20 protein-coding genes and 2 pseudogenes are annotated in these 21,200 nt (G+C 65.0%); 17 read left to right on the top strand and 5 right to left on the bottom strand.

Features of this window, described 5'->3' with window-relative positions:
- Nucleotides 1–34: 34 nt before the first annotated feature.
- On the bottom strand, nt 35–1,969 hold the full coding sequence (locus ACETK3_RS16490; protein WP_373993188.1) for an adenylyl cyclase: 1,935 nt from the start codon (nt 1,967–1,969) through the stop codon (nt 35–37).
- Nucleotides 1,970–2,264: 295 nt separating this feature from the next.
- On the opposite strand from ACETK3_RS16490, the gene ACETK3_RS16485 reads away from it, so the two are divergent.
- From ACETK3_RS16485 to ACETK3_RS16465, 5 genes and pseudogenes are all read left to right on the top strand, one after another.
- The gene (locus ACETK3_RS16485; RefSeq protein ID WP_373993187.1) at nt 2,265–3,557 is read left to right on the top strand and encodes an ABC transporter substrate-binding protein; all 1,293 of its coding nucleotides are present in this window, start codon (nt 2,265–2,267) and stop codon (nt 3,555–3,557) included.
- 2 nt (nt 3,558–3,559) lie between these two features.
- Nucleotides 3,560–4,553: pseudogene (locus tag ACETK3_RS16480) on the top strand (carbohydrate ABC transporter permease).
- Complete coding sequence (locus ACETK3_RS16475; RefSeq protein ID WP_373993186.1) at nt 4,550–5,464, top strand: carbohydrate ABC transporter permease; 915 nt, start codon at nt 4,550–4,552, stop codon at nt 5,462–5,464. The pseudogene ACETK3_RS16480 and the gene ACETK3_RS16475 overlap by 4 nt, the downstream one beginning before the upstream one ends.
- Nucleotides 5,461–6,924 (top strand): annotated as a pseudogene (locus ACETK3_RS16470) (glycoside hydrolase family 1 protein); the annotation flags it as partial. The gene ACETK3_RS16475 and the pseudogene ACETK3_RS16470, both read left to right, overlap by 4 nt.
- A gap of 9 nt (nt 6,925–6,933) precedes the next feature.
- Complete coding sequence (locus ACETK3_RS16465) at nt 6,934–7,986, top strand: LacI family DNA-binding transcriptional regulator (protein WP_373993218.1); 1,053 nt, start codon at nt 6,934–6,936, stop codon at nt 7,984–7,986.
- A 51-nt stretch (nt 7,987–8,037) separates the two neighbouring features.
- On the opposite strand, the gene ACETK3_RS16460 is transcribed toward ACETK3_RS16465, so the two are convergent.
- A complete protein-coding gene (locus ACETK3_RS16460; RefSeq protein ID WP_236800676.1) occupies nt 8,038–8,487 on the bottom strand; it encodes a transferase in 450 nt (149 codons plus the stop codon).
- Between the two features lie 125 nt (nt 8,488–8,612).
- Between ACETK3_RS16460 and ACETK3_RS16455 the strand changes: the two genes are divergently transcribed.
- Nucleotides 8,613–9,053 carry an SRPBCC family protein gene (locus ACETK3_RS16455; RefSeq protein ID WP_373993185.1) on the top strand — a complete coding sequence of 147 codons (441 nt, stop codon included), beginning with the start codon at nt 8,613–8,615 and terminating at the stop codon, nt 9,051–9,053.
- On the opposite strand, the gene ACETK3_RS16450 is transcribed toward ACETK3_RS16455, so the two are convergent.
- Nucleotides 9,031–10,590, bottom strand: a complete 1,560-nt coding sequence (locus ACETK3_RS16450) for a carboxylesterase/lipase family protein (RefSeq protein WP_373993184.1) — start codon at nt 10,588–10,590, stop codon at nt 9,031–9,033. The two genes, ACETK3_RS16455 and ACETK3_RS16450, sit on opposite strands and share 23 nt — an antisense overlap.
- 100 nt (nt 10,591–10,690) lie before the next feature.
- Here ACETK3_RS16450 and ACETK3_RS16445 point away from each other — a divergent pair, with 100 nt between their 5' ends.
- A complete protein-coding gene (locus ACETK3_RS16445) occupies nt 10,691–11,443 on the top strand; it encodes a GAF and ANTAR domain-containing protein (protein ID WP_373993183.1) in 753 nt (250 codons plus the stop codon).
- On the opposite strand, the gene ACETK3_RS16440 is transcribed toward ACETK3_RS16445, so the two are convergent.
- Nucleotides 11,428–11,763, bottom strand: a complete 336-nt coding sequence (locus ACETK3_RS16440; protein ID WP_237429638.1) for a hypothetical protein — start codon at nt 11,761–11,763, stop codon at nt 11,428–11,430. The two genes, ACETK3_RS16445 and ACETK3_RS16440, sit on opposite strands and share 16 nt — an antisense overlap.
- 193 nt (nt 11,764–11,956) lie before the next feature.
- Between ACETK3_RS16440 and ACETK3_RS16435 the strand changes: the two genes are divergently transcribed.
- The 4 genes from ACETK3_RS16435 (at nt 11,957) to ACETK3_RS16420 (ending at nt 13,949) form a co-directional block, all read left to right on the top strand.
- A complete protein-coding gene (locus ACETK3_RS16435; protein WP_236800692.1) occupies nt 11,957–12,241 on the top strand; it encodes a hypothetical protein in 285 nt (94 codons plus the stop codon).
- Between the two features lie 36 nt (nt 12,242–12,277).
- The gene (locus ACETK3_RS16430) at nt 12,278–12,703 is read left to right on the top strand and encodes a universal stress protein (protein ID WP_373993182.1); all 426 of its coding nucleotides are present in this window, start codon (nt 12,278–12,280) and stop codon (nt 12,701–12,703) included.
- A 140-nt stretch (nt 12,704–12,843) separates the two neighbouring features.
- A complete protein-coding gene (locus ACETK3_RS16425; RefSeq protein WP_373993181.1) occupies nt 12,844–13,431 on the top strand; it encodes a hemerythrin domain-containing protein in 588 nt (195 codons plus the stop codon).
- A 53-nt stretch (nt 13,432–13,484) separates the two neighbouring features.
- Entirely contained in the window at nt 13,485–13,949 is a 465-nt protein-coding gene (locus ACETK3_RS16420; protein WP_236800698.1) for a phage tail protein, read from the top strand.
- Nucleotides 13,950–14,003: 54 nt separating this feature from the next.
- On the opposite strand, the gene ACETK3_RS16415 is transcribed toward ACETK3_RS16420, so the two are convergent.
- Complete coding sequence (locus ACETK3_RS16415) at nt 14,004–14,753, bottom strand: FadR/GntR family transcriptional regulator (RefSeq protein ID WP_236800700.1); 750 nt, start codon at nt 14,751–14,753, stop codon at nt 14,004–14,006.
- 138 nt (nt 14,754–14,891) lie between these two features.
- On the opposite strand from ACETK3_RS16415, the gene ACETK3_RS16410 reads away from it, so the two are divergent.
- The 6 genes from ACETK3_RS16410 (at nt 14,892) to ACETK3_RS16385 (ending at nt 20,997) form a co-directional block, all read left to right on the top strand.
- On the top strand, nt 14,892–16,190 hold the full coding sequence (locus ACETK3_RS16410) for an ABC transporter substrate-binding protein (protein ID WP_306969584.1): 1,299 nt from the start codon (nt 14,892–14,894) through the stop codon (nt 16,188–16,190).
- Nucleotides 16,191–16,289: 99 nt separating this feature from the next.
- Nucleotides 16,290–17,243: a carbohydrate ABC transporter permease gene (locus tag ACETK3_RS16405; RefSeq protein WP_237429643.1), complete on the top strand. Its 954-nt coding sequence runs from the start codon at nt 16,290–16,292 to the stop codon at nt 17,241–17,243.
- On the top strand, nt 17,240–18,118 hold the full coding sequence (locus tag ACETK3_RS16400) for a carbohydrate ABC transporter permease (RefSeq protein WP_142131466.1): 879 nt from the start codon (nt 17,240–17,242) through the stop codon (nt 18,116–18,118). The genes ACETK3_RS16405 and ACETK3_RS16400 overlap by 4 nt, the downstream gene beginning before the upstream one ends.
- Nucleotides 18,119–18,128: 10 nt before the next feature.
- On the top strand, nt 18,129–19,277 hold the full coding sequence (gene dgoD, locus ACETK3_RS16395; RefSeq protein WP_142131464.1) for a galactonate dehydratase: 1,149 nt from the start codon (nt 18,129–18,131) through the stop codon (nt 19,275–19,277).
- 5 nt (nt 19,278–19,282) lie between these two features.
- On the top strand, nt 19,283–19,960 hold the full coding sequence (locus ACETK3_RS16390) for a bifunctional 4-hydroxy-2-oxoglutarate aldolase/2-dehydro-3-deoxy-phosphogluconate aldolase (RefSeq protein WP_236800708.1): 678 nt from the start codon (nt 19,283–19,285) through the stop codon (nt 19,958–19,960).
- Entirely contained in the window at nt 19,957–20,997 is a 1,041-nt protein-coding gene (locus ACETK3_RS16385) for a sugar kinase (protein ID WP_373993180.1), read from the top strand. Before ACETK3_RS16390 ends, ACETK3_RS16385 begins: the two co-directional genes overlap by 4 nt.
- Nucleotides 20,998–21,200: the final 203 nt, after the last annotated feature.

The raw sequence follows: 21,200 nt of genomic DNA, 5'->3' as shown, positions 1-21,200 counted from the left end.
CCCTCCGCCTCTTACTGGCTGATACCCAGCCTCCCTAGCCGAAATCTGCCACGTAGCTGGGGACCCCGACGGCGTCCGTCGAGACCGGCGCTCCGGTGTCATTGACCACGTGGTCCAGTGTCCCGGCACCGAGGTTTACCGTCAGCAGGCTGTGCAGTTTCACTCCCGGGGTCACCGGAGCTTCAAAGCCCCTGGTGGCATGGATGGTGGGGTCCACATTGTTGTAGACGTAGCTGCCGCCGCCCCACAGTTCGTGGGTCCTGACGGAATCTGCCACCTTATAGCCCGCCCAGCCCAGGACGCCATCGTGCTGCCATGCTGCCTGGTTCGGGGCGTCGTAGGGCAGCTCGTTCTGGAAGAAGACGGTTCTGCCGTTTTCACCGTTCCAGATGACGTTGTACTGCTGGTAGTGCTCCACGAACAGGCCAGTGGCAGTGACGTTGTTGCCGTTGACGATCACGCCGTTCCTGCCGGTGTTGGTTGTCCAGCCGACACCGTTGCCGTGGTCCGCGCGCCAGGCCCAGATGTGGTCCAGGAGGACATTGTCGCTGTTGACTTCCAGGCTGACCGAGGCCTTGCCCACGTGCGGGCCGCCGATGCGGAAGAAGACATCATGGAGCGTGGTGGGGTTGGCCGGATCGCTGTGGATGCCAGAGTTGGCCGGTCCGCCCCCTTCGCCCGGGATAGCCTTGCCGAGGCGCATCAGGGCAGGGGAATTTACCTCGCCGGCGTCCACGGTCACTGCAGCGATATCAACTCCGGGGACATCAGCCACGGTCAGGGGAACTGCCCCGTTCACGGCCGTCAGGGTGGTCATGCCCAGCCCGAGGACAACGGTGTTGGCCCGTTTGACCTCGATGCTGCGGTCGACGTCGTAAACCCCGGGGGTAAGGAGCAGGTTCTTGCCACGGGCCAGTTGGGAATTGATGGCCTGGACGGAATCGCCAGGGGTGGCGATGTAGAAGTCGGCCAGGGGAATGCTGCGGCCCTCCGTAGGACCGTTTTCCCATGTGGTCCCGGCAGAGTCGTGACGGACGGCAGGAACGAAAACGCTGTACTGGCCTTCCGAATCAAGCGTGAGGTAAGGCTTCTCCCGGCTGATGGGGGTGTTGGCCAAGGTTGTGTAAGGCGGGGTGGGGAAGGAATCCGCAGGTGCCCCGGCCACGCCTGAGAACACCTGGTTCCAGACCCCGTTGGACCAGCTTCCGATGCTGCTGTCGCGGACCAGGTACTGCTGCTGTGACCCGTTGATGATTGCGCCCGCCTTGGAATCCGCTATGAAGCCGCCACTGGCATACTGCGGGCCTGCCGTGCAGTAGTCCATCAGGGAGAGATTGCCGCCGGTGATGTTGACCCGGCGCATCGGGGAAGCCTGCGAAGCGGCCCAGAAATTCGCAGAGCTGCGGCAGCCCTCAAGCCCGGTGACATTGATGGTGAGGTTGGACAGCGAACGCCAGAAGTTGTTCAGTGCGATGCAGTTATCGGCGGCCAGGCAGCGGTTGTAAACGTCCACGTGGCCGTTGATGGTGACATCCGTGGGGGCAGCACCCAGGCCGGCTACCTCCGTGGAGTAGCCCACCTGCACGATCAGCGGCTCCTCAGGGGTGCCATAGGTGCCCGGCTTGAACAGCAGGGAGTACCGGTTGGTCCCCATTTCGTCGTCCACCTGCTGCGCGGCAATGGAATCCACCGTGGACTGGATCTGCGCCACCGGCATGCTGGGGTCGAAAACGTAGACATTGGGGCCGAACGGATGTTGCCCTGCCTTCGATGGGGCTTGTGGTGCGGCCGGGACCAGCTGCGGTGACGTTTCGGGAACAGCCCCCGGCGAAGCCTGTGCTCCGGCACCGCCACTGGCGATGACAAGCCCGATAAGGAGAGCAGTGGCGCCAGTGATGCGGCCGGAACGGTGGCGGTCCCTGGACCGGGCAGCGGAACGAGGAGGATGTGGGCGTGGGGCTAGCGGCATTGCTGGTCCTGTCGTTGTTGGGCTGGGGCGGCGGTCCCTCTTTGAGCAGGCAAGATCTGGGTGGGAGCGCTCTCGTCGGGGAAGCGTAACATCACCCCCGCCCCTCGGCAAGAGGTTTTTGGAAGCGCTCCCACGACCCCTTGACAGTGGATGTGAGATAAAGCACGATGTGGTGAGAGCGCTCCCACCAAGAGCTCTTCCCCCTCGTTCCTGCTTCTGCCCAGTCCTGGGCAATGTGCGCCGCGTCTTCCGGGCGTCCGGAGCGAACCCTTTTTCTGACAAAGGAGTCTTCCCTGTGAAAAAACCCAGCAAACTCTCAGTGCTCTCGGCTGCTGCCGCGTGCCTGGCACTGTCCCTGTCAGCCTGCGGAACATCCGCCTCAGAGAAGGGCGGTGTTGACGGATCCACCGGTTCCAAGCCGGTCACTCTTACGGTGGGTACCTTCAACGAATTTGGCTACGAAAAGCACTTTAAGGAATATGAGGAGCTGAACCCGAACGTCACCATCGAGCACAAAAAGGCGGCTACCAGCAACGAGGCACGCGACAACCTGACCACTCGTCTGGCGGCAGGTTCCGGACTGTCGGACATCGAGGCCGTCGAGGTGGACTGGCTTCCGGAACTGCTTCAGTACCCAGACCAGTTTGCTGACCTCAGCGACCCCGCAGTGGAGGGCCGCTGGCTGGACTGGAAGACCGAAGCCGCCACCACGGCCGACGGCAAGCTCGTGGGCTACGGGACCGATTCCGGCCCTGAGGCCGTCTGCTACAACGCCGAGTTGTTGAAGAAAGCGGGGATGCCCACGGAGCGCGGTGAGGTTGCCAAGATGCTCGGCGGCACCTGGGAAAGCTACTTCGATGCCGGCCTGAAGTTCAAGGCCGCCAACCCCAAGGCCGCATGGTTCGATTCCGCCGGTGCCATCTACCAGGGCATGAGCAATCAGCTCGAGAAGGCCTATGAGGAGGAGGACGGCGCCGTCATCGCCACCGGGAACCAGAAGGTCAAGGACATCTACAACCAGGTGCTGAAGGCTTCCACCGAGGACGGACTGTCCGCCCATCTCAAGCAGTGGAGCGACGACTGGGCCGCCGGTTTCCAGACCAGCGCCTTCGCCACCACCCTCTGCCCGGGCTGGATGCTCGGTGTCATCGAAGGCAACGCCGCGGGGGTCAGCGGCTGGGATGTCGCCAACGTCTTCCCGGGCGGCGGCGGAAACTGGGGCGGGTCCTACCTGACCGTCCCCACCCAGGGCGCGAACCAGGCCGAGGCCAAGAAGCTGGCGGGCTGGCTGACCGCCCCCGAGCAGCAGATCAAGGCGTTTACCGCGAAAGGCACGTTCCCCAGCCAGAAGCAGGCCCTTGAAAGCAGCGAACTGCTGGGCCAGACCAATGCCTTCTTCAACGGTGCACCGACAGGCGAGATCTTTGCGGAGCGCGCCAAGGCTGTTGAAGTGACCCCCTTCAAGGGCACCAAGTTCTTCGCAATCAACGATGCAATGCAGCAGGCCCTCACCCGTGTGGACGTTGACAAGACGGACGACGCCGCTTCCTCCTGGGAGAAGTTCGTCACCGCAGTGAAGTCGCTCTAACCATGGCTGTCACCGACCGGGTCATAACGCCCCCAGCCGGGCGCAGCCCCAACGCCGGGAATGACGGGAAGAACGTCCGGCGGCTCGCACTCTCCCGGCGGGTTTCCAAATGGGATGTCAAGCTGTCCCCCTACCTCTACATCTCCCCGTTCTTCCTCCTGTTTGCGGTCACGGGCCTCTTCCCGCTGGCATACACGGCATGGGTTTCGCTCCACAACTGGAACCTCATCGGCGGGCAGGGAAAGTTCGCGGGGCTGGACAACTACGCCTTCGTCGTAGCCCAGCCGTTCTTCTGGAACGCTGTGGGCAACACCTTCAGCATCTTCGTCCTTTCCTCGGTTCCCCAGGTTGTCCTCGCACTGGTGATCGCGGCGGTGCTGGACGCGAACCTGAGGGCCAGGACGTTCTGGCGGATGGGGGGTCCTGGTGCCGTTCGTCGTCGCGCCGGTGGCGGTGGGGCTGATCTTCAACAACCTCTTTGCAGACCAGTTCGGGCTGATCAACGAGATGCTGAAGGCAGTAGGGCTTGACCCGGTCCGGTGGCACTCCGACTCGCTGGCGAGCCATGCGGCCATTGCCACGATGGTCAACTTCCGGTGGACGGGGTACAACGCCCTGATTTTCCTGGCCGCCATGCAGGCGATCCCCCGCGATGTGTTCGAAGCGGCAACGATCGACGGTGCCGGCCGGCTGCGGCAGTTCTTCTCGGTGACCGTGCCCATGCTTCGCCCCACCGTCATCTTCGTCGTGATCACCTCCACCATTGGCGGGCTCCAGATCTTCGACGAGCCCAGGGTCTTCGACCAGTCCGGCCTGGGCGGCGCGGACCGGCAGTGGCAGACGCTCACCATGTACATCTGGGAGCTCGGCTGGGGACAGCGGAACTTCGGCAGGGCCTCCGCCGTGGCGTGGCTGCTCTTTCTGATCATCGTGCTGATTGCCCTGCTCAATTTCGTCATCACCAAGCGCATAGCCAGCCAGGGAGGGCGCAAGTGAGCTCCATTCCCATGATCGAGCAGACTGCCGGCAAGGGTGCCGCCCGCGCGGCGGCCCGGCGCCGAAAGGGCGGGAACGGCAGGGCCGGGTTCGGCGGCGCCCGGCGGCCGGGCTTCCTCACCTACGGTTTCCTGGGGGCAGTCCTCCTTGCCTCGGTCTTCCCGCTGTACTGGTCCTTCCTGGTGGGCAGCCACGACAACACCGTCCTCAGCCGCGGCATCCCGCTGCTGCCCGGTGGAAACTTCCTGGCCAACGCGGCGAAGGTCTTTGACAGCATCCCGTTCTGGAAGGCGATGGGCAACAGCCTGATCGTCTCGGCTGTCACGGCAGCGTCCGTCGTCGTGTTTTCCACCCTTGCCGGATTCGCTTTCGCCAAGCTTCGTTTCCGCGGCAACAAGGCACTGCTGGTCTTCGTGATCGCCACCATGGCGGTTCCCACCCAGCTGGGCGTTGTCCCGCTGTTCATCGTGATGTCCAAGCTCGGCTGGACGGGTTCGCTGTGGGCCGTCATCATTCCGGGCCTCGTCACGGCCTTCGGGGTGTTCTGGATGACGCAGTACCTTCGCGACGCCCTGCCGGACGAGCTGATCGAGGCGGTCCGCATGGACGGCGCATCAATGATCCAGGCCTTCTGGCACGTCGGATTTCCCGCGGCGCGGCCCGCCGCGGCGATGCTTGCCCTGTTTACGTTCGTGGCCACCTGGACGAACTTCTTCTGGCCCTTCATTGTCCTCGACCCCTCAAACCCCACCCTCCCGGTGGCACTGCAGCTGCTCCAGGCGGCCCACTTCGTTGACTATTCAGTGGTTCTCGCCGGCGCGGTCCTCGCTACCGTCCCACTCTTGCTCCTGTTCATCGCGGCAGGCCGGCAACTCGTATCAGGAATTATGCAAGGAGCAGTAAAAGGATGAGTTCCACCGCACTTCCGTTTCCCCAAGGCTTCCTCTGGGGGGCGGCAACGGCCGCCTACCAGATCGAAGGCTCCGCCCACGACGGCGGCAGGAAGGACTCGATCTGGGACACCTTCGCCCGTGTGCCCGGCGCCGTGGCGGACGGCCACAACGGCGACGTGGCCTGTGACCACTACCGGCGCTACGAACAGGACGTAGCGCTCATGCGGCACCTGAACATGAAGGCCTACAGGTTCTCCACCTCATGGGCGCGATGCATGCCCGACGGCGTCACCCCCAACCCGGAAGGCATCGCCTTCTACTCCCGCCTGGTGGATGAACTGCTCGCGGCAGGAATCACCCCTTGGCTGACCCTCTACCACTGGGACCTGCCCCAGGCGCTCGAGGACAAGGGCGGCTGGGCCAACCGGGACACTGCCTACCGCTTTGCCGAGTACGCCGCAGTGATGCACGAGGCGCTGGGGGACCGGGTCCGGTTCTGGACAACGCTGAACGAGCCGTGGTGCTCGGCATTCCTTGGCTACGCGGCCGGCATCCACGCTCCCGGACGGCAGGAACCCCGGGCCGCACTTGCCGCGGCCCACCACCTGATGCTTGGCCACGGGCTGGCAACCCGTGAGCTCCGCCGGAGGGATGCGGACGCCTCCCTGGGCATCACCCTGAACCTGACGGTCGCAGATCCCCGGGATCCCGGCAGCGGCAGTGACCGTGACGGCGCCAGGCGGATCGATGGCCAGTTCAACCGGATCTTCCTTGACCCGCTGTTCAAGGCGGAGTACCCGGCGGATCTCTTGGCGGATGTGGCCCACCTTGGCCTCGCTGACGTGGTGCGGGAGGGGGACCTGGACATCATCTCCGCTCCCTTGGACCTGCTCGGCGTGAATTACTACCACGGGGAGTCCGTGACCAAGGATCTTGAAGAGGCGGTGCTGCAGGAAGGGCAGAAGCCGGCGGCGCCCGCCAGGCCCACGTCCTCGCCGTTCGTGGCCGCCGATGGTGCACGCTCGGTGCCGCGCGGCCTTCCCGTCACGGGGATGGGCTGGGAGGTCCAGCCGGAAGGGCTGCGCCGGCTGCTGAACCGGCTGCAGGCGGAGTACACCGGCCCGGCGCGAGTTCCGGTCTACATCACTGAGAACGGGGCGGCCTACGATGATGTGCCGAATGCGGCGGGTTACGTGGACGACCAGGACCGGCTCGCATTCTTCGCCGCCCACCTGCAGGCAGTGCATGGGGCCATCACCGATGGCGTGGACGTACGCGGCTATTTGGCATGGTCCCTGCTGGACAACTTTGAATGGTCCTTCGGCTACCACCAGCGTTTTGGGCTGGTCCGGGTGGACTACCAGACCCAGGAGCGCACACCGAAAGCCAGCGCATTGTGGTACTCCGAAGTTGCCGCTTCCAACGAGGTAACAGCTGAAAACCTGGATGGGTTATCTTCGGAGCCGGGTGTCGTTATTGTCTGTGTAATGAACGAAAAGACCAGTCGCCCCGTCCTTGCCAAGGCGGGGCGGCAAAGTCCAACGCTGGAGGATCTGGCCACTGCCGCCGGAGTATCGCGCTCCACTGCCTCCCGTGCAATCAACGGCGGCTTGAAGGTGAGCCCGGAAGCCAAAGCCGCCGTTGAAGCCGCAATCGTGGCTTTGGGGTACACGCCCAACCAGGCTGCAAGGAGCCTGGTCACGCGGCGCACGGCGTCGGTGGCGCTGGTCATTCCGGAGCCGGACGCCCGGGTCATGATGGACCCGTACTTCGCAGCCGTGATCACCGGAGTCAATGATGCGCTCCGCGATACGGACATGCAGTTGGTGCTGCTGATGTCCAGGGCAGGGGATGACTCGGCACGGACCCTGCGGTACCTGCGCGGCGGGCACGTGGACGGCGCCATCGTGGTGTCCCACCACCGAGCGGACGACTGGGTTGAGACCCTGGGAACCATCGGCCTGCCCACGGTTTTCATCGGCAGGCCCTGGAATACCGGTTCCGGCCTTCCCTTCGTGGACCTCGACAACTTCGAAGGCGGACGGCTGGCGGCGCGGCACCTGGCCGGCAAAGGGCGCATCCACCTCGCAACCGTTGCTGGACCTACGGACATGACAGCCGCCGTCGACCGTCTGGAAGGGTGGCTGCAGGGGCTCAAGGAAGCGGGGCTGCAGGCAGCACCCGTTGTCCACGGGGATTTCACGACGGCGGGCGGCGCCGAGGCGGCGCGCAACCTCTTCGCCCAGGCGCCGGAGCTGGATGGTGTTTTCGCTGCATCCGATCTTATGGCGCTTGGCGTCGTGGACACTCTTCGCGCCGCAGGGCGACGGGTGCCGGAGGATGTAGCGGTTGTGGGCTTCGACAACCACGACATCGAGGCAGCAAACGGCCTTGGGCTCACCACGGTGGCCCATCCGATGATGGAGATTGCCAAGCAAGCAGGCCAACTATTGATCCGCGCCGTTGAGAACCCGGGGGAGCAGCTGGAACCGGTCATCTATCCCGCGGAACTGGTGGTGCGCGGAAGCACTGCCTGCTGATCTACCGGAGTTCCTGCCGCCGCACTTCAGGCCCCTGAAAACCGGCCCGGCTCAGGCAGCCATCCCGCTCTTGTGCTTGCGGTGCTGCCGGTGCTTTGCCGGTGCCAGGCGGGAGTGCGCGCCGGCGAGGACCTCGCTGCCATCGGGCACGGTGCTGTCGGTGTCCAGGTGGACACCGTGCTCAATCAGAACGCTGGAGCCGATCCGTGAATGGCTGCCAATGTGCACGCGGTTGCCGATCACCGTGCCCCGGCCGATCCGCACCCCGTCGCCGATCACCGTCCGGTCCCCGATGGTGGCGTCACGATCGATCCAGCTGCCGTGCCCAATACGGCAGCCGGGACCCACCTGGGCGCCATGTTCCACGTACGTCATGGGGCCGACGCGGGCGCTGTCCGCCACCCTGGCTCCCGGAGCGATGAGCCCGCCGCCGTTGTCATGGCGGGCATACCGGGTGACCTTCCCGGCGTCGTCCTCAACTGACACAAACTTTGCGGTCATACCATCCCTCGTTAAGCGCTGCGGCTGTTTACCGCTCAGTAAGTTAACGGGCGGGAGGGCGCTGGGATTCCCAAATGGGCAGGTGGGACGGGGTTGGGCCAGATGCGGCACCCTAGACTGGGACGATGATCACAGTCACCGGAAGTGTGGAAACCAACCTGTCCGCGGAGAAGGCCTTTGCCTTCATGAGTGAGTTCGAGAACACCAGCAAGTGGGACCCCAACACCCCTGTCATGGACAAGCTCACCCCCGGGCCGGTGGCTGTGGGGCACAAGTACCATGCCGAGTCCGAGTTCCGGGGGAAGCGCCAAACCCTGGTCTATGAGGTCATCGAGCTGACGGACAACCACATCAAGCTGCGCGGCGAGAACAAGACCGTCACGGCCTTCGACTCGGTGGACGTTCGCCCCAACGGCACCGGTTCGGTGGTGACATATACGGCCGAGTTCAGCATCAACGGCCCGGCCAAGATCATCCAGCCGCTCCTGAAGCCGGCCTTCAATTCCCTGCGGGACCCGGCCCTCAGCGGGATCCGGGACACCCTCAACGCGATGGCAGCGGACTGACCGCTTCGAAGAATTCCCTGATTTCCCGCCGCGGGTCGGCTTCGAGGCCTGGTTCGGCGTCGAGCACCATGGTGTTGCGCTCTTGCCCGTACTCCGGCCAGCCAAGTCCGGCTATGCGCGGCGTTCCCGTCTGCGCAAAGGACGCCCAGGCGCCGCTCATGGCATCGCTGAGGGGCTGCGGCGCCTTGCCGCGGGTGAGGAAGGCGGCCTCGGGAATGTCCAGGTGCCGGAAGACGAAGGGGATGTCCAGGGCGTGGCAGGCGCCGAGCTTCCCGCCCATTGCCGGGCTGCGCCAGGTAAACAGGTAGGCAAAGGTCTTGCCGCCGGCTGCCGGACGGGCAGCGCCCGGCAGCCTCGCGTCGAGCAGCCGGTTGCTCGGCTGGCGGTACATGGAATCTGCGATGGCGGCCTCGAGCAGTTCCTTTCCCGCCGGCTCGCGGGACAGCACCCTGGTGAGCGCCTCCGTGTAGCCCGGCGCCTCTTCCGCCGGGACTCCCGCTCCGGCCAGCACCGCGGCGGCACGGTCCGGATAGCCCGGGTCATCCGAAGCGGGTGGACGCGTTTCCACGGCAAAGGATCCCTCGTTGAGGTTTGTTCCGACCAGCAGGTCAACCCCGCGGTTGACGCCGTTGCGGACACTTTCAAGCGGCGGCACCGGCAGCGATGGAGTGCCCACTGTGGGCTGGAACGGCAGCGGGACAGCAAAAGATTCGGCGGCAACCCGCTGTTCCAGGGCTGCCTGGGCCTCGAGCAGCCTCCCCACCGGGAGGGCCAGCAGCTGTGTGGCTGAGGACCGGTCCAAGCCGCACAGTTCAAGGAAGGCGGAACTGATGCGCGCCGATTCCTCCGGCTGGCGGTACCGTTCCGCCGTGCCGCTCTGCATGATGGCCCGGCGGAAGAGTCCTTCCGATGCCGGCATGCCCAGCAGGGCGCCGACGGCTGCAGCGCCTGCCGATTCCCCGAAAACGGTCACGTTGGACGGGTCGCCCCCGAAGGCGCGGATGTTCGTGCGGATCCAGCGGAGGGCCTCCAACTGGTCCAGCAGGGCAAGGTTGGAGGAGTCCTCGTAGCCGGGACCCAGCAGCTCCGCCAGGTGCAGGAAGCCCAGGGCACCCAGGCGGTAATTGATGGACACCAGCACAGCGCCCGATGCAGCGGCGAGCCTGCCGCCGTCGTACATCGCATCACTGTTGGCGCCAAAAAGGTACGCGCCGCCATGGATCCACACCATCACCGGCCTGGCCGGGCCATCCGTCCCCCGCGTCCAGATGTTCAGGTTGAGGCATCCGTCTTCGCTCCAACTGCGTGGCTTGGTCCCCGGGGGAGCGGGGGATTCGGGGTTCTGGGGCGCGGCGGGGCCAGGAGCGGTGCAGTCCCGCACTCCCTGCCACCCCACCAGCGGGACCGGCGGCCGGAAGCGGTTGGCACCCGACGGTGGCTCCGCGTACGGCATGCCCAGGAACCGTTGGATGGTGATCCCCTCACTTTCCACGGAGCTGCCGCGGACCGAGCCGGAGGGGGTGGACAAGCACGTCATGGTGACAGATTACGGCGTGGCGCAGGTAGGCTGGCATAACCGTTCGGCAGTGGGCGCCCACATGGTGTGGCTTTTAACTACTGTTCGGGAGGTATGACCCGTGCTCAAGGCCGGCGTCCCTGAAGGCGAGGACTTCGCAGACGTTGCCCTGCACCTCCAGGAATCATTCCTGCAAAACCCGGAGGTTGAGGCTTTCCTCAAGGACCTGGCGGCCTATGCGGCCTCCAGGCTTGGGTCTTCAGGCCACGAATGCTCCTGCGACATAACAGTGTTGCGGCCAAAGAAACCCGTCGCGAGTGCAGGCAGCCACCCCGGCCTGGCGCCGATCACCCAGCTGGAGTCCAGGCATGGGGACGGCCCCGGCCTGCTGGCCATGCGGACCGCCGAAACTGTCCTGGTGGCCGACCTGCGGCGCGAACGGCGCTGGCCGGAATACGCCAAGGCTGTCCAGGGGCACGGGTTCCTTTCGGTGCTGAGCGTTCCGGCAGCCCTGGACGTGGATGTGCGCGGTGTGGTGACGTTTTACTGCCCGCAGCCGCTCGCGGCCGACAACGACGGAGTTTTTGCAGCCGAAGCGTTCGTGCGGCAGGCCTCGAAGGGGCTGAAGCTCGCCCTGCGCATGCTGAAGCTGGAGGAGATCAGGGACGGCATGAGCGCTGCCATGCAGACCCGCACAGTGATCGACCTGGCCACGGGCGCCATTATGGCGCAGAACAGGTGCAGCCAGGCCGCCGCCTTCAAGCTGCTGAAGGACGCATCCAACACCCGCAACATGAAGCTCCGCGAAGTTGCGGCCTCCGTCGTCGAGTCGGTGGCAGGGGCGGCCGGTACCTTCACCTACTTCGACGAGTAAGGGTCTTTCCGTTCCGGGTCGTGCCGTCCAGGGTTACGCGGTTCCGGACCGTGCTGCTCCGGCTGCGGAAGGAACAGTGCGGAGTTGCTGAAGGGGGCCCGCAGCGGCAGTCCCTCGGCAGCGCAGTGCTCGTTGACTGCCTGCGCCAGTGCGTCGCGCTCCTTGGGCGAAAGGGTGGCTTCGCCTGCACAGTAATCCCGGATGAGCTGTTCGGAGGCATCCCCGCCCAGTCCAACGAATTCCAGCCACAGCTGTGCCAGGTCCAGCCGGTGCTCCTTGATAACGGCACCGGTCAGGGCCCGCTGGTCCACGGCTTCCATAGTCCCGTCCTAGCTTTGCTTGAACTACTACATCCGGAATTCGGCATGTGCTGGCCGGAGGATGGGTGCGCCGCGAAATTCCTTCTGCCGCGCCGCTGCCGGCGTCCGAAGGACCTTTGCCCCTAGGCAAGCACATGGGCAAGCAGCCAACCTGAGTGTCTGGAGCAGGGGTTAACAACAGGAGGCATGGACCATGGGCGCATGTGATGTCTGCGGCAGCAGCGAGGGCCGGATGTTCACCGTCAGCATGGGAAACCAGTCCGGCACGTTTGACAGCTTCGAATGCGCCATCCACATGATGGCTCCCGCGTGCGAGCACTGCGGCTGCCGCATCCTGGGCCATCCGGTTGAGAGCGAATCCGGTATCTACTGTTGCCTCCACTGTGCCAGGGAAGCGGGAAATCCACACAAGGCCGCCAAGCCGGAGCATTCCACGGTGGCTGTGCCGGCGCAGGGCGCGACGACGGACCAGGGTTAGTCCCGCCGGTAACCGTCCAACAGGAAAAGGGGAGTCGTGCCCGGTAACGGAAGCTTCAGGATCATTGTGGGGGTGGACGGTTCCGACCAGTCCAAGGCGGCAATTGAGGAAGGGCGGCTGCGCAATGGTGAGGTCCAGGCGTTGACGGCGTGGAGCTTCCCCTACGTCAGTGATGCCATGGGAACAGCCTGGGACTATGAGATCTTCGAGAAGGACGCCCAGGCCATCCTTGAAGCGGAGCTCGAACGCGTCAAGGACCGGGGCGTATCCGTCACGGGAAAGATCGTGGAGGGCAACCCGGCGTCGGCGCTTATTGACGCTTCCCGGGACGCTGACCTCGTGGCCCTCGGTTCCCGCGGTCACGGCGGGTTTACCGGAATGCTGCTCGGCTCCGTGTCCCACCAGACCATACACCACGCCCACTGCCCGGTGCTGGTGATCCGGGAACCATCAGCTGAGTGAAGCCGTGCTCTTGGGTGCCCTACCTGACTTCCAGATGGGGCCCTGTTTAGGGCTTTTTGCCATGGATCGCTTTGCTGGCCCGTGGTAGTTTGACCGTCTCGCGTCGCTTACGCGAAGCGATCCAGGAGGAGGGCCGGCTCATGAGTGATACCAATTCCGCAGGAACCAACGTCGACGTCGTGGACATCCTGACCAGCGACCACCAGGACATGATTGCTTTGATCGGGCAGATCAAGGGCGCGCCCGGTGAAAGTGAGCGCAGGGACCTCGCGGACACTTTGATTGCCGAGGTGATGCGGCATGCCGTCGCCGAGGAAATGTACGTGTACCCGGCCGTTGAAGACCATGTGCCCGACGGCAAGGGCGAAGTGGAGCACGACAAGAAGGAGCACGCAGAGATCGTCAAGCTGATGAAGCGGCTGGAAAAAGAGGAACCGTCTGGCCAGTCCTTCATGGAGCTGGTCCATGAGCTTGAGGCACAGCTGAGCCACCACGCCAACGACGAGGAGACCGAACAGTTTCCCAAGCTCCGCCAGCACATTCCACGCGAGAAACTCATCGAGATTGGCGAAAAGGTGGAGAAGGCGAAGAAGCTGGCACCCACCCGGCCGCACCCGAGTGCACCGCATTCCGAGTTGTTCCACAAGACCGTGGGGCCGGGCGTGGGGATGGTGGATCGGATCCTGGACAAGCTCACCGGCCGGCATACGGGCTCGCAGGGCGGTTGACCACGGCTTGGGTCTGCGAGGATGAGTCGAAACATCACTTCCAGGAGGACCCATTGCCCAACACCGTTGATTTCAAGGACGTATCGACCGTCGGACTGGAATCGTCACCGGTAGCGGAGGCGCTGGCCGGGCTGCGGGCGAACGAGGCTCGCTACTACAAGAACAAGTATGGCCACGACTTCACTGTGACTCCGGCAGCTGATGCACCGGAACTGGTGGACTACGTGAACAACATCCTGGCCACAGAGCGGAACCTGGTGATCGGGTCCAAGCCCCTTGAGGTCTCCAGGTTCGAGGTGGACGGCCTGCGGATGACGTACGTCTTCTACGAATCCGGCCTTTCCATCAACGTCATGTACGGAATCGAGGAGGGTTCAAAGCGGGCGGTCGGGTTCAAGCTCTCCGACGGCATGGAGGTCCCCGAGGAACTGGCATCCAGCTTCAAGTTTGCCCGCCAGAAATCCAAGCTCGCCGGCACCATCCGCGGCTCCTACTTTGTGGTCAAGGGCCAGTACTGAGCACTGGCATCTGCGCGGTGGCCCGCGTACTTCAGCCCACCACCGAACAGCGGCTCACTCCGTCCGGGGACGTTCCCCCTTCGCGTGGTGGCTGGACCAGATATCGCCCATTTCCTCCGTGGACTGTTCCACGATCCTGCTCATGGCCGCGTGGGCTGCGCCTGCGTCGCGGCGTTGGATGGCGCTGGCTACGTCCACATGCATCTGCAGCGCCTCATGGTCCGGAAGATGGGGCATCAGGCCGTGCTGGGTGCGCCCCGCCAGCACTTCAGCAACGAGTTTATGCAACTGCGAAAACATCAGATTGCCGGAGGCATTGAGGACCGCAGCGTGGAACTCAATGTCCAGGCGCAAAAACTCCTCCTGGTTCCCGCGCTGTCCGGCAGCCCACAGGCGCGCCGCCATGGAAACAAGATCGCTTGCCTCATCCAGGGACGCGCGTTCGGCAGCCAAGCGGGCAGCCTGCGGTTCGATGGCGCCGCGCAATTCATTCAAAGCCCGCAGCTGTTCCAGCCGCTTGGCCGACGCCAGCCGCCACCGGATCACCTGCGGGTCGTAAAGGTTCCAGCTGGCCTCCGGCTGGACCACCGTTCCCAAGCGCCGCCGGGACTCAAGCATGCCCATGGAGGACAGGACGCGGGTGGCCTCCCGAATCACGGAGCGGGACACCTTGTGCTGCGCCTCCAGCTCATCCAGCCGCAGGATGGAATTCGGTGCCAGTGTTCCCTCCGCGATGGCGAGCCCCAGGTTCTCGACCAGCGATGAATGCAGGTCCGGGGACAACGCCGCCTTTGGGATGGTCATGAATAAATCATATGGGGACACAGCAAGCTCTTGTATATGTCTGCCTTATTTGTTTATGCTCGCTGAACACAACAGACGTAACGAGGCGTTTGTAAACGGTCCGCGGAGTTGCGGGCCCTGGAGGCAAAGGGAGTCGTAATGAAGCGACGTTCAATTGTGAAGTACGCGGCAGTTGCCGCAGCGATGTCGCTGGGGCTGACAGCCTGCAGCGGTGGCGGAGGTGGCAGCGACCAGGCCAAGGAGTCCGGCACGGTGCGGGTCACCTTGGCCAACCACGTATGGACTGAAGGCATCAAGGCCGCCATTCCGGAGTTCGAGAAGTCCAGCGGGCTCAAGGTCGAGCTCACGCAGCTCGGCGAGGACCAGCTCTCGGACCAGTACAACGTCAAGCTCAACGCAGGCAGCGACGAGATCGACGTGATGATGTACCGGCCGCTGCAGGAAGGCAAGGCGTTCTCCAAGAACGGCTACCTGGCGGACCTGACCAAGAACGTCTCCTCGGACTCGGGCTGGGACTGGAAGGACTACCAGGAGGGTCCCGTCAAGGCCACCACCGTTGACGGCAAGGTGGTTGGCGTTCCGATCATCACCGAACGCGAAGTCCTGTACTACCGCAAGGACCTGCTCCAGGCTGCCGGGCTCCAAGTCCCCAAGACCATGGAGGAACTGGAAGCGGCGGCCAAGGCCATCAAGGCTTCCTCCCCTGACACCGCCGGCTTCGTGGCCCGCACAGGCAAGTCCGCCGCGGTCACCCAGTTCTCCAGCTTCCTGTACAGCTTCGGCGGAGACTTTATGGACTCCAACGGCAAGGCCTCCGTCAACACCGACGCAGCCAAGAAGGCCTACGCCTACTACGGCGGCCTGATCAAGAACTACGGTCCCGCCAACGTCAGCACGGACATGAGCTGGCCTGAGGCGATGGCCATCTTCACCCAGGGCGGCGCCGCCTTCTACACCGAGGCCGATTCGCTCTACAAGAACGCCACCGATCCCGCCAAGTCCAAGGTTGCGGACAAAGTTGGCTTCGCTGCGCTGCCCGCCGGCCCCGCCGGTTCCAAGCCCTACAACATCCCCTCCTGGGCGCTGGGCGTGAACCAGAACTCCAGCAACCAGGACAACGCCTGGAAGTTCATCCAGTGGGCCACCAGCAAGGAGCGCACCCTGGCAGCCCAGAAGGCCGGCGTCCCCGGTCCCCGCACGTCCGTCTGGTCCAACCCTGACGGAACCTCCACCTACCCCAAGGACCTGGCTGACGCGATCGCCGCCAGCGCCAAGAACGGCGTGGGCCACGACCGGCCGGAGGTTGTCACGGTAGGCAAGGCACGTGAAATCGTGGGTGCGCCGATCGTCGCCACCATTACCGGCGCAGACACCGCAGCCGCGGCCAACGACGCCCAGACTGCTTTCCAGACCTTCCTGGACAGCGAAAAGAAGTAGGACGCCGGGCGCAGAAGCGCCCCACACCATCGCGCCGGGACGGCTCTCAATGGCCGTCCCGGCGCGGACCAACTTCACCCTCAAACTCTTAGGTGAACCATGTCTGTTTTGAACCCTCCCCGCAGTGCCCGCACACGCCGGGCCGGTGGCCCCGCAGGCGCCGGGGGGAACTTCTCCGCCTGGGCCAACCGGCACCGCAAATGGCTCTTCGCGGCCCCGGCCATGATCTTCGTCGGTGTGCTGATCATTTTTCCGCTTGCCTGGACCCTTTACCTCAGCCTTACCGACTCCCAAGGCTCCGTCCGGGCCGCCACCGAGTTCATCGGGCTGCAGAACTACCTCACGGTCCTCAGCGACACCGAGCGTTTCTGGCCCGCGGTGGGCCGCACCCTGGCCTTCACCGGCGTAGCCCTGGCCTTTGAAGTGGTGCTGGGCATGGGCGTCGCGTTGCTCCTCTGGCGGCCGTTCCGGGGTGAAAAGTGGGTCCGCGTGGCCATCCTGTTGCCGCTGGTGGCAACCCCTGTGGCCGTCGGCATGATGTGGCGGCTGATCTTCGACCCCAACATCGGCTTCGTAAACCAGCTCCTGGGGATGGTGGGCATCCCGCCCCAGCCGTGGCTGTCCGGCCAGGACACTGCCCTGGGCACCACCATCTTCATGGACGTCTGGCAGTGGACCCCCATGGTGGTCCTGATCCTGCTGGCCGGCCTGACCTCGCTGTCCGACGAACCGGACGAGGCCGCCCGCGTGGACGGTGCCAACGCCTTCCAGCGCTTCTTCTACATCACCCTGCCCCTCATGATGCCCACCGTGATCGTGGCCATCCTGCTGCGCGGCATCGATGCCCTGAAGACCTTCGACATCCTTTACGCCACCAAGGGCAAGGGCGGCGGCTCGTTCCACGAAGTGGAAACGCTGAACGTCTACGCCTACGGACTGAGCTTCGACTACAACCAGTACGGGCTCTCCTCGGCGGTGCTGATCCTGTTCTTCATGATCATCATCGGTTCCATGTGGCTGCTCACCATGCGCAAGAAAGCGGTAAGCAAATGACCGTCATGACAGACTCCGCCGCCACCACCGCGGACAACCGGCCCCGCCGCCGCCGCAAGCCCCTGGGCACCCGCGCCTACAAAGTGTTCCGCGTGGTGGCGCTGGTCCTGGTGGTGCTGTTCCTGCTGGCCCCGCTGTTCTGGATGCTCCTGGCGTCGCTGAAGACCAACGTGGACATCTACGACACCGCCAAGGCCTTCATCTTCTCGCCCACTTTCGAGAACTACGCCAACGTGCTGCAGCGCAATAACTACTTCGTCTTTGTGGTCAACAGCTTCTGGGTGGCTTTCGTCTCCACTGCGCTGTCGATCGTCCTGGGCGTCCCGGCTGCCTACGCGATGAGCCGGTTCACCATGCACCGCTCCGCGCTGGTGGTCCTGATGGCCCGCGTCATCCCGGGCGTCTCACTCCTGGTTCCCTGGTACTACGTCTTCTCCAACCTGCGTATGGTGGGCAAGTTCGAGGTGCTGATCCTCAGCCACATGTTCGTGGCCCTCCCGCTGATCGTGTACATCATGATGAGCTACTTCGACTCGCTGCCGCTTGAGCTGGAGGAGTCGGCAGAGGTGGACGGCCTTACGCCGATCGGGGCGTTCCGGCTGATCACGCTTCCGCTGGCGGTGTCCGGCATCGCCACCGCCGGCATCTTGTCCTTCATCTTCTCGTGGAACAACTTCATGTTCGCGCTGGTGCTCTCCGGTGCCAAGACCAAGACGCTGCCGGTGGCGATCTTCGACTTCGTCTCCTACGCCAGCATCGACTGGGGCGGGCTGATGGCCGCAGCGACAGTCGTGACCATCCCCATCATGATCATCGCGCTCTTCACGCAGAAGTACATCGTCTCCGGCCTGACGGCCGGCGCAACCAAGGGTTAGGAACCGCCGCGTGACCGTCATCAGCCGGATCGAAACATTCCTGGTCCCGCCCCGCTGGCTCTTTGTCCGGGTGGAGACCGAAAGCGGCATCGTGGGGTGGGGCGAGGCAACCTGCGAGGGCCGCAGCGAAACTGTGCGCACCGCCGTCGAGCAACTCTCGGAACTGCTCATTGGCAGGGACGCCCTCCGGATCGAAGACCACTGGCAGGTGATGACCAAGGGGTCCTTCTATCGGGGCGGACCCATCCTGGCCAGCGCCGTTTCCGGCCTGGACCAGGCCCTCTGGGACATCGCCGGCAAGCACTTCAACACCCCCGTGCACCAGCTCCTGGGCGGCCACGTCCGCGACCGGATCCGGATGTACGGCTGGGTGGGCGGTGACGAACCGAATGAGGTGGCCGACCAGATCAGCGCCCAGCTGGAGGTGGGCCTCACGGCCGTGAAAATGAACGCCAGCGGCCGGATGAGCCCGGTGGCCTCGGTGGCGGAGATCGACGGCGTCATCCGCCGTGTTGCCGCGGCCCGCCAAGTCCTGGGCGACCACCGGGACGTGGCCGTGGACTTCCACGGCCGCTTCAGCCTGGCCAACGCCAAACGGGTGGCACCCCTGCTGGAGCCTTTCCGGCCCTTCTTCCTCGAAGAGCCGGTGGTCCCGGAGAACACCCACCTGCTGCGGGAATTCACCTCCTCCACCACCACGCCGGTGTCCACAGGGGAGCGGCTGTACAACCGGCAGGAGTTCCTGCCCGCCCTGCAGGCCGGTATTGCCGTGGCGCAGCCGGACCTCTCGCACGCCGGCGGCATCACCGAGGTCCGCAAGATCGCCGCCCTGGCCGAGGTCTACGAAGTCCAGCTGGCACCGCATTGCCCGCTTGGACCTCTGGCGCTCGCCGCCTGCCTCCAGGTCGGTTTTGCCACGCCCAACTTCCTCATCCAGGAGCAAAGCATCGGCATCCACTACAACCAGGGCGCCGAAGTCCTCGACTACGTGGTGGACAAGACCCCCTTCAAGTTCGTGAACGGCCACATCGAACGGCTCACCGGACCCGGGTTGGGCATCGAAATCGATGAAGCCGTGGTCCGGGCAGCGGACAAGCGCGGCCACGCCTGGCGCGGTCCGGTGTGGCGCCACCCCGACGGATCCTTCGCAGAATGGTGAACCCTATGACATCCCAGAATCCAGCCGTTACCCCTGCCAGCCTGCTGGCCGGCATCCGGCAGGCCCGCCTTGTCGGCATTGTCCGCGGGAACGACGGCGGTGCTGCCGCCAAGGCCGCGCTGGCGGCAATGGAGGAGGGTTTCCAGTACGTGGAGATTGCCCTCACCACGCCCAACGCGCTGGAGGCCATCCGTGAGGTCCGCGCGGCTGCCCCGGCCGGCTGCCTGGTGGGCGCCGGCACCGTACTCAGCGAGGCCGACGTCGAACGTGTCACCGCAGCCGGCGGCCAGTTCATCGTTACGCCCTCCCTGGCACCCTCGATCAGTGAGGCCGCTGCCGCCGGCATCCCGGTCCTGGCCGGGGCGCTGACGCCCAGCGAGGCCTATGAGGCGATGGAACGCGGCGCCACCGCCATCAAGCTGTTCCCGGCGTCCATCGGCGGGCCAGGCTACCTGAAGGCCGTGCGGGATCCCTTCCCGGACATCCCGTTCATCGCAGTGGGAGGGGTGGGGCTCAGTGAAGCCACCGGTTACTGGGAAGCCGGCGCCATCGCCGTTGGACTGGGCGGGCCCCTGTTCGGCACGTCAGCGTCAGGTGGGGACCTGACGGAAATGCGGGACCGCGCGCGCAGCTTCCTGGGCCTTGCCGCCGAATTCGCAGCCAGGACCGGTACCGGCTCATGACTGCTGGTACCGAATCCGCCCCGGACCGCCCCGCTCCGGTGGACCTGCTGACCTTCGGCGAATCCATGGTTTCGCTCCGGTCAACAGGCCCCCTGGCCAACGGCGGCACGCTGAACATGCAGGTGGCCGGGGCGGAATCGAACGTTGCCATTGGCGTCGCACGCCTTGGCCACACTTCCGCCTGGGCCGGGTCTGTCGGCGCTGATCCGCACGGCGAATTCATCGTGAAGCAGTTACGGGGCGAGGGCGTCCGGCTGCACCACGGCGTCCATGCGGAGCGCAGCACCGGGGTGATGTTCCTGGAACAGCGCACCGCCGACCTCAGCAGGGCCTTCTACTACCGTGCCGGTTCGGCGGGGGCCACCATTTCACGTCATCATGTGGCCGCCGCGCTGGACCAGGGCGCCCGGATCCTGCACCTGACCGGCATCACGCCTGCACTTAGTGCCGAGGCGCGGGACGCCGTGGAGTACGCCGCGGGACGAGCTGCCAGCGAAGGGATGGTGGTCTCCCTCGATGTCAATTACCGCAGCAAGCTCTGGTCCCGGGACCAGGCACGGGCGGTGCTGGGACCCCTGGCGCGGCACGCCACCATCGTTGTGGCGTCCGACGACGAACTGGACCTGATTGCCCCACCCCAGGCGGGGAGCGGCGCGGCAGGGCGTCCGGGCGATACCGGCGCCAGCGACGAAGCCACTGCCGACGTAGAGGCTTGTGCAGCTAGGGGGTTGCTGGAGGCCGGAGTCCGGGAAGTGGTGGTAAAGCGGGGCGCCGCGGGCGCCGCCGTCTATACAGCCGAGGGCCTTCTCGAAGCGCCCGCCCTCGCCGTGACCTGCCTGGACACCGTCGGGGCCGGCGACGCATTCACCGCCGGCTACCTTTCGGCTCTGCTCGGCGGTGCAGAAGTTCCCGAACGCCTGCACCGCGGCATCCTTGCCGGCGCCTTCGCAGTCAGCACCCGCGGCGACTGGGAAGGGCTGCCCCGTCCCGATGAACTTGCCCTGCTCGATGCCGCCAGGGGCAGCACCCAGCGCTGACCCCCGCCGGGCACATGATTCCCACAGGTCCTGCCAACTCCAACCCGAAAGCCAGCCATGAAGATTGTCGCCGCTGATGTGTGGGACTGTGGAATTAACGGTGTATCCGGCTCGACACGCCAGGCGGTCTGCTTGGCAGGAATGAGCTGGATATGCCGGTGACACTGGATGCCGTGAAGACTGCGGACACCACTGGGAAACCG

Origin of the sequence: Arthrobacter sp. E44 (assembly GCF_041877125.1) — a bacterium.
Lineage (GTDB): Bacteria > Actinomycetota > Actinomycetes > Actinomycetales > Micrococcaceae > Arthrobacter.
The sequence above is the reverse complement of the archived record's forward strand: the minus strand, read 5'-3'. Positions and strand labels throughout refer to the sequence as shown.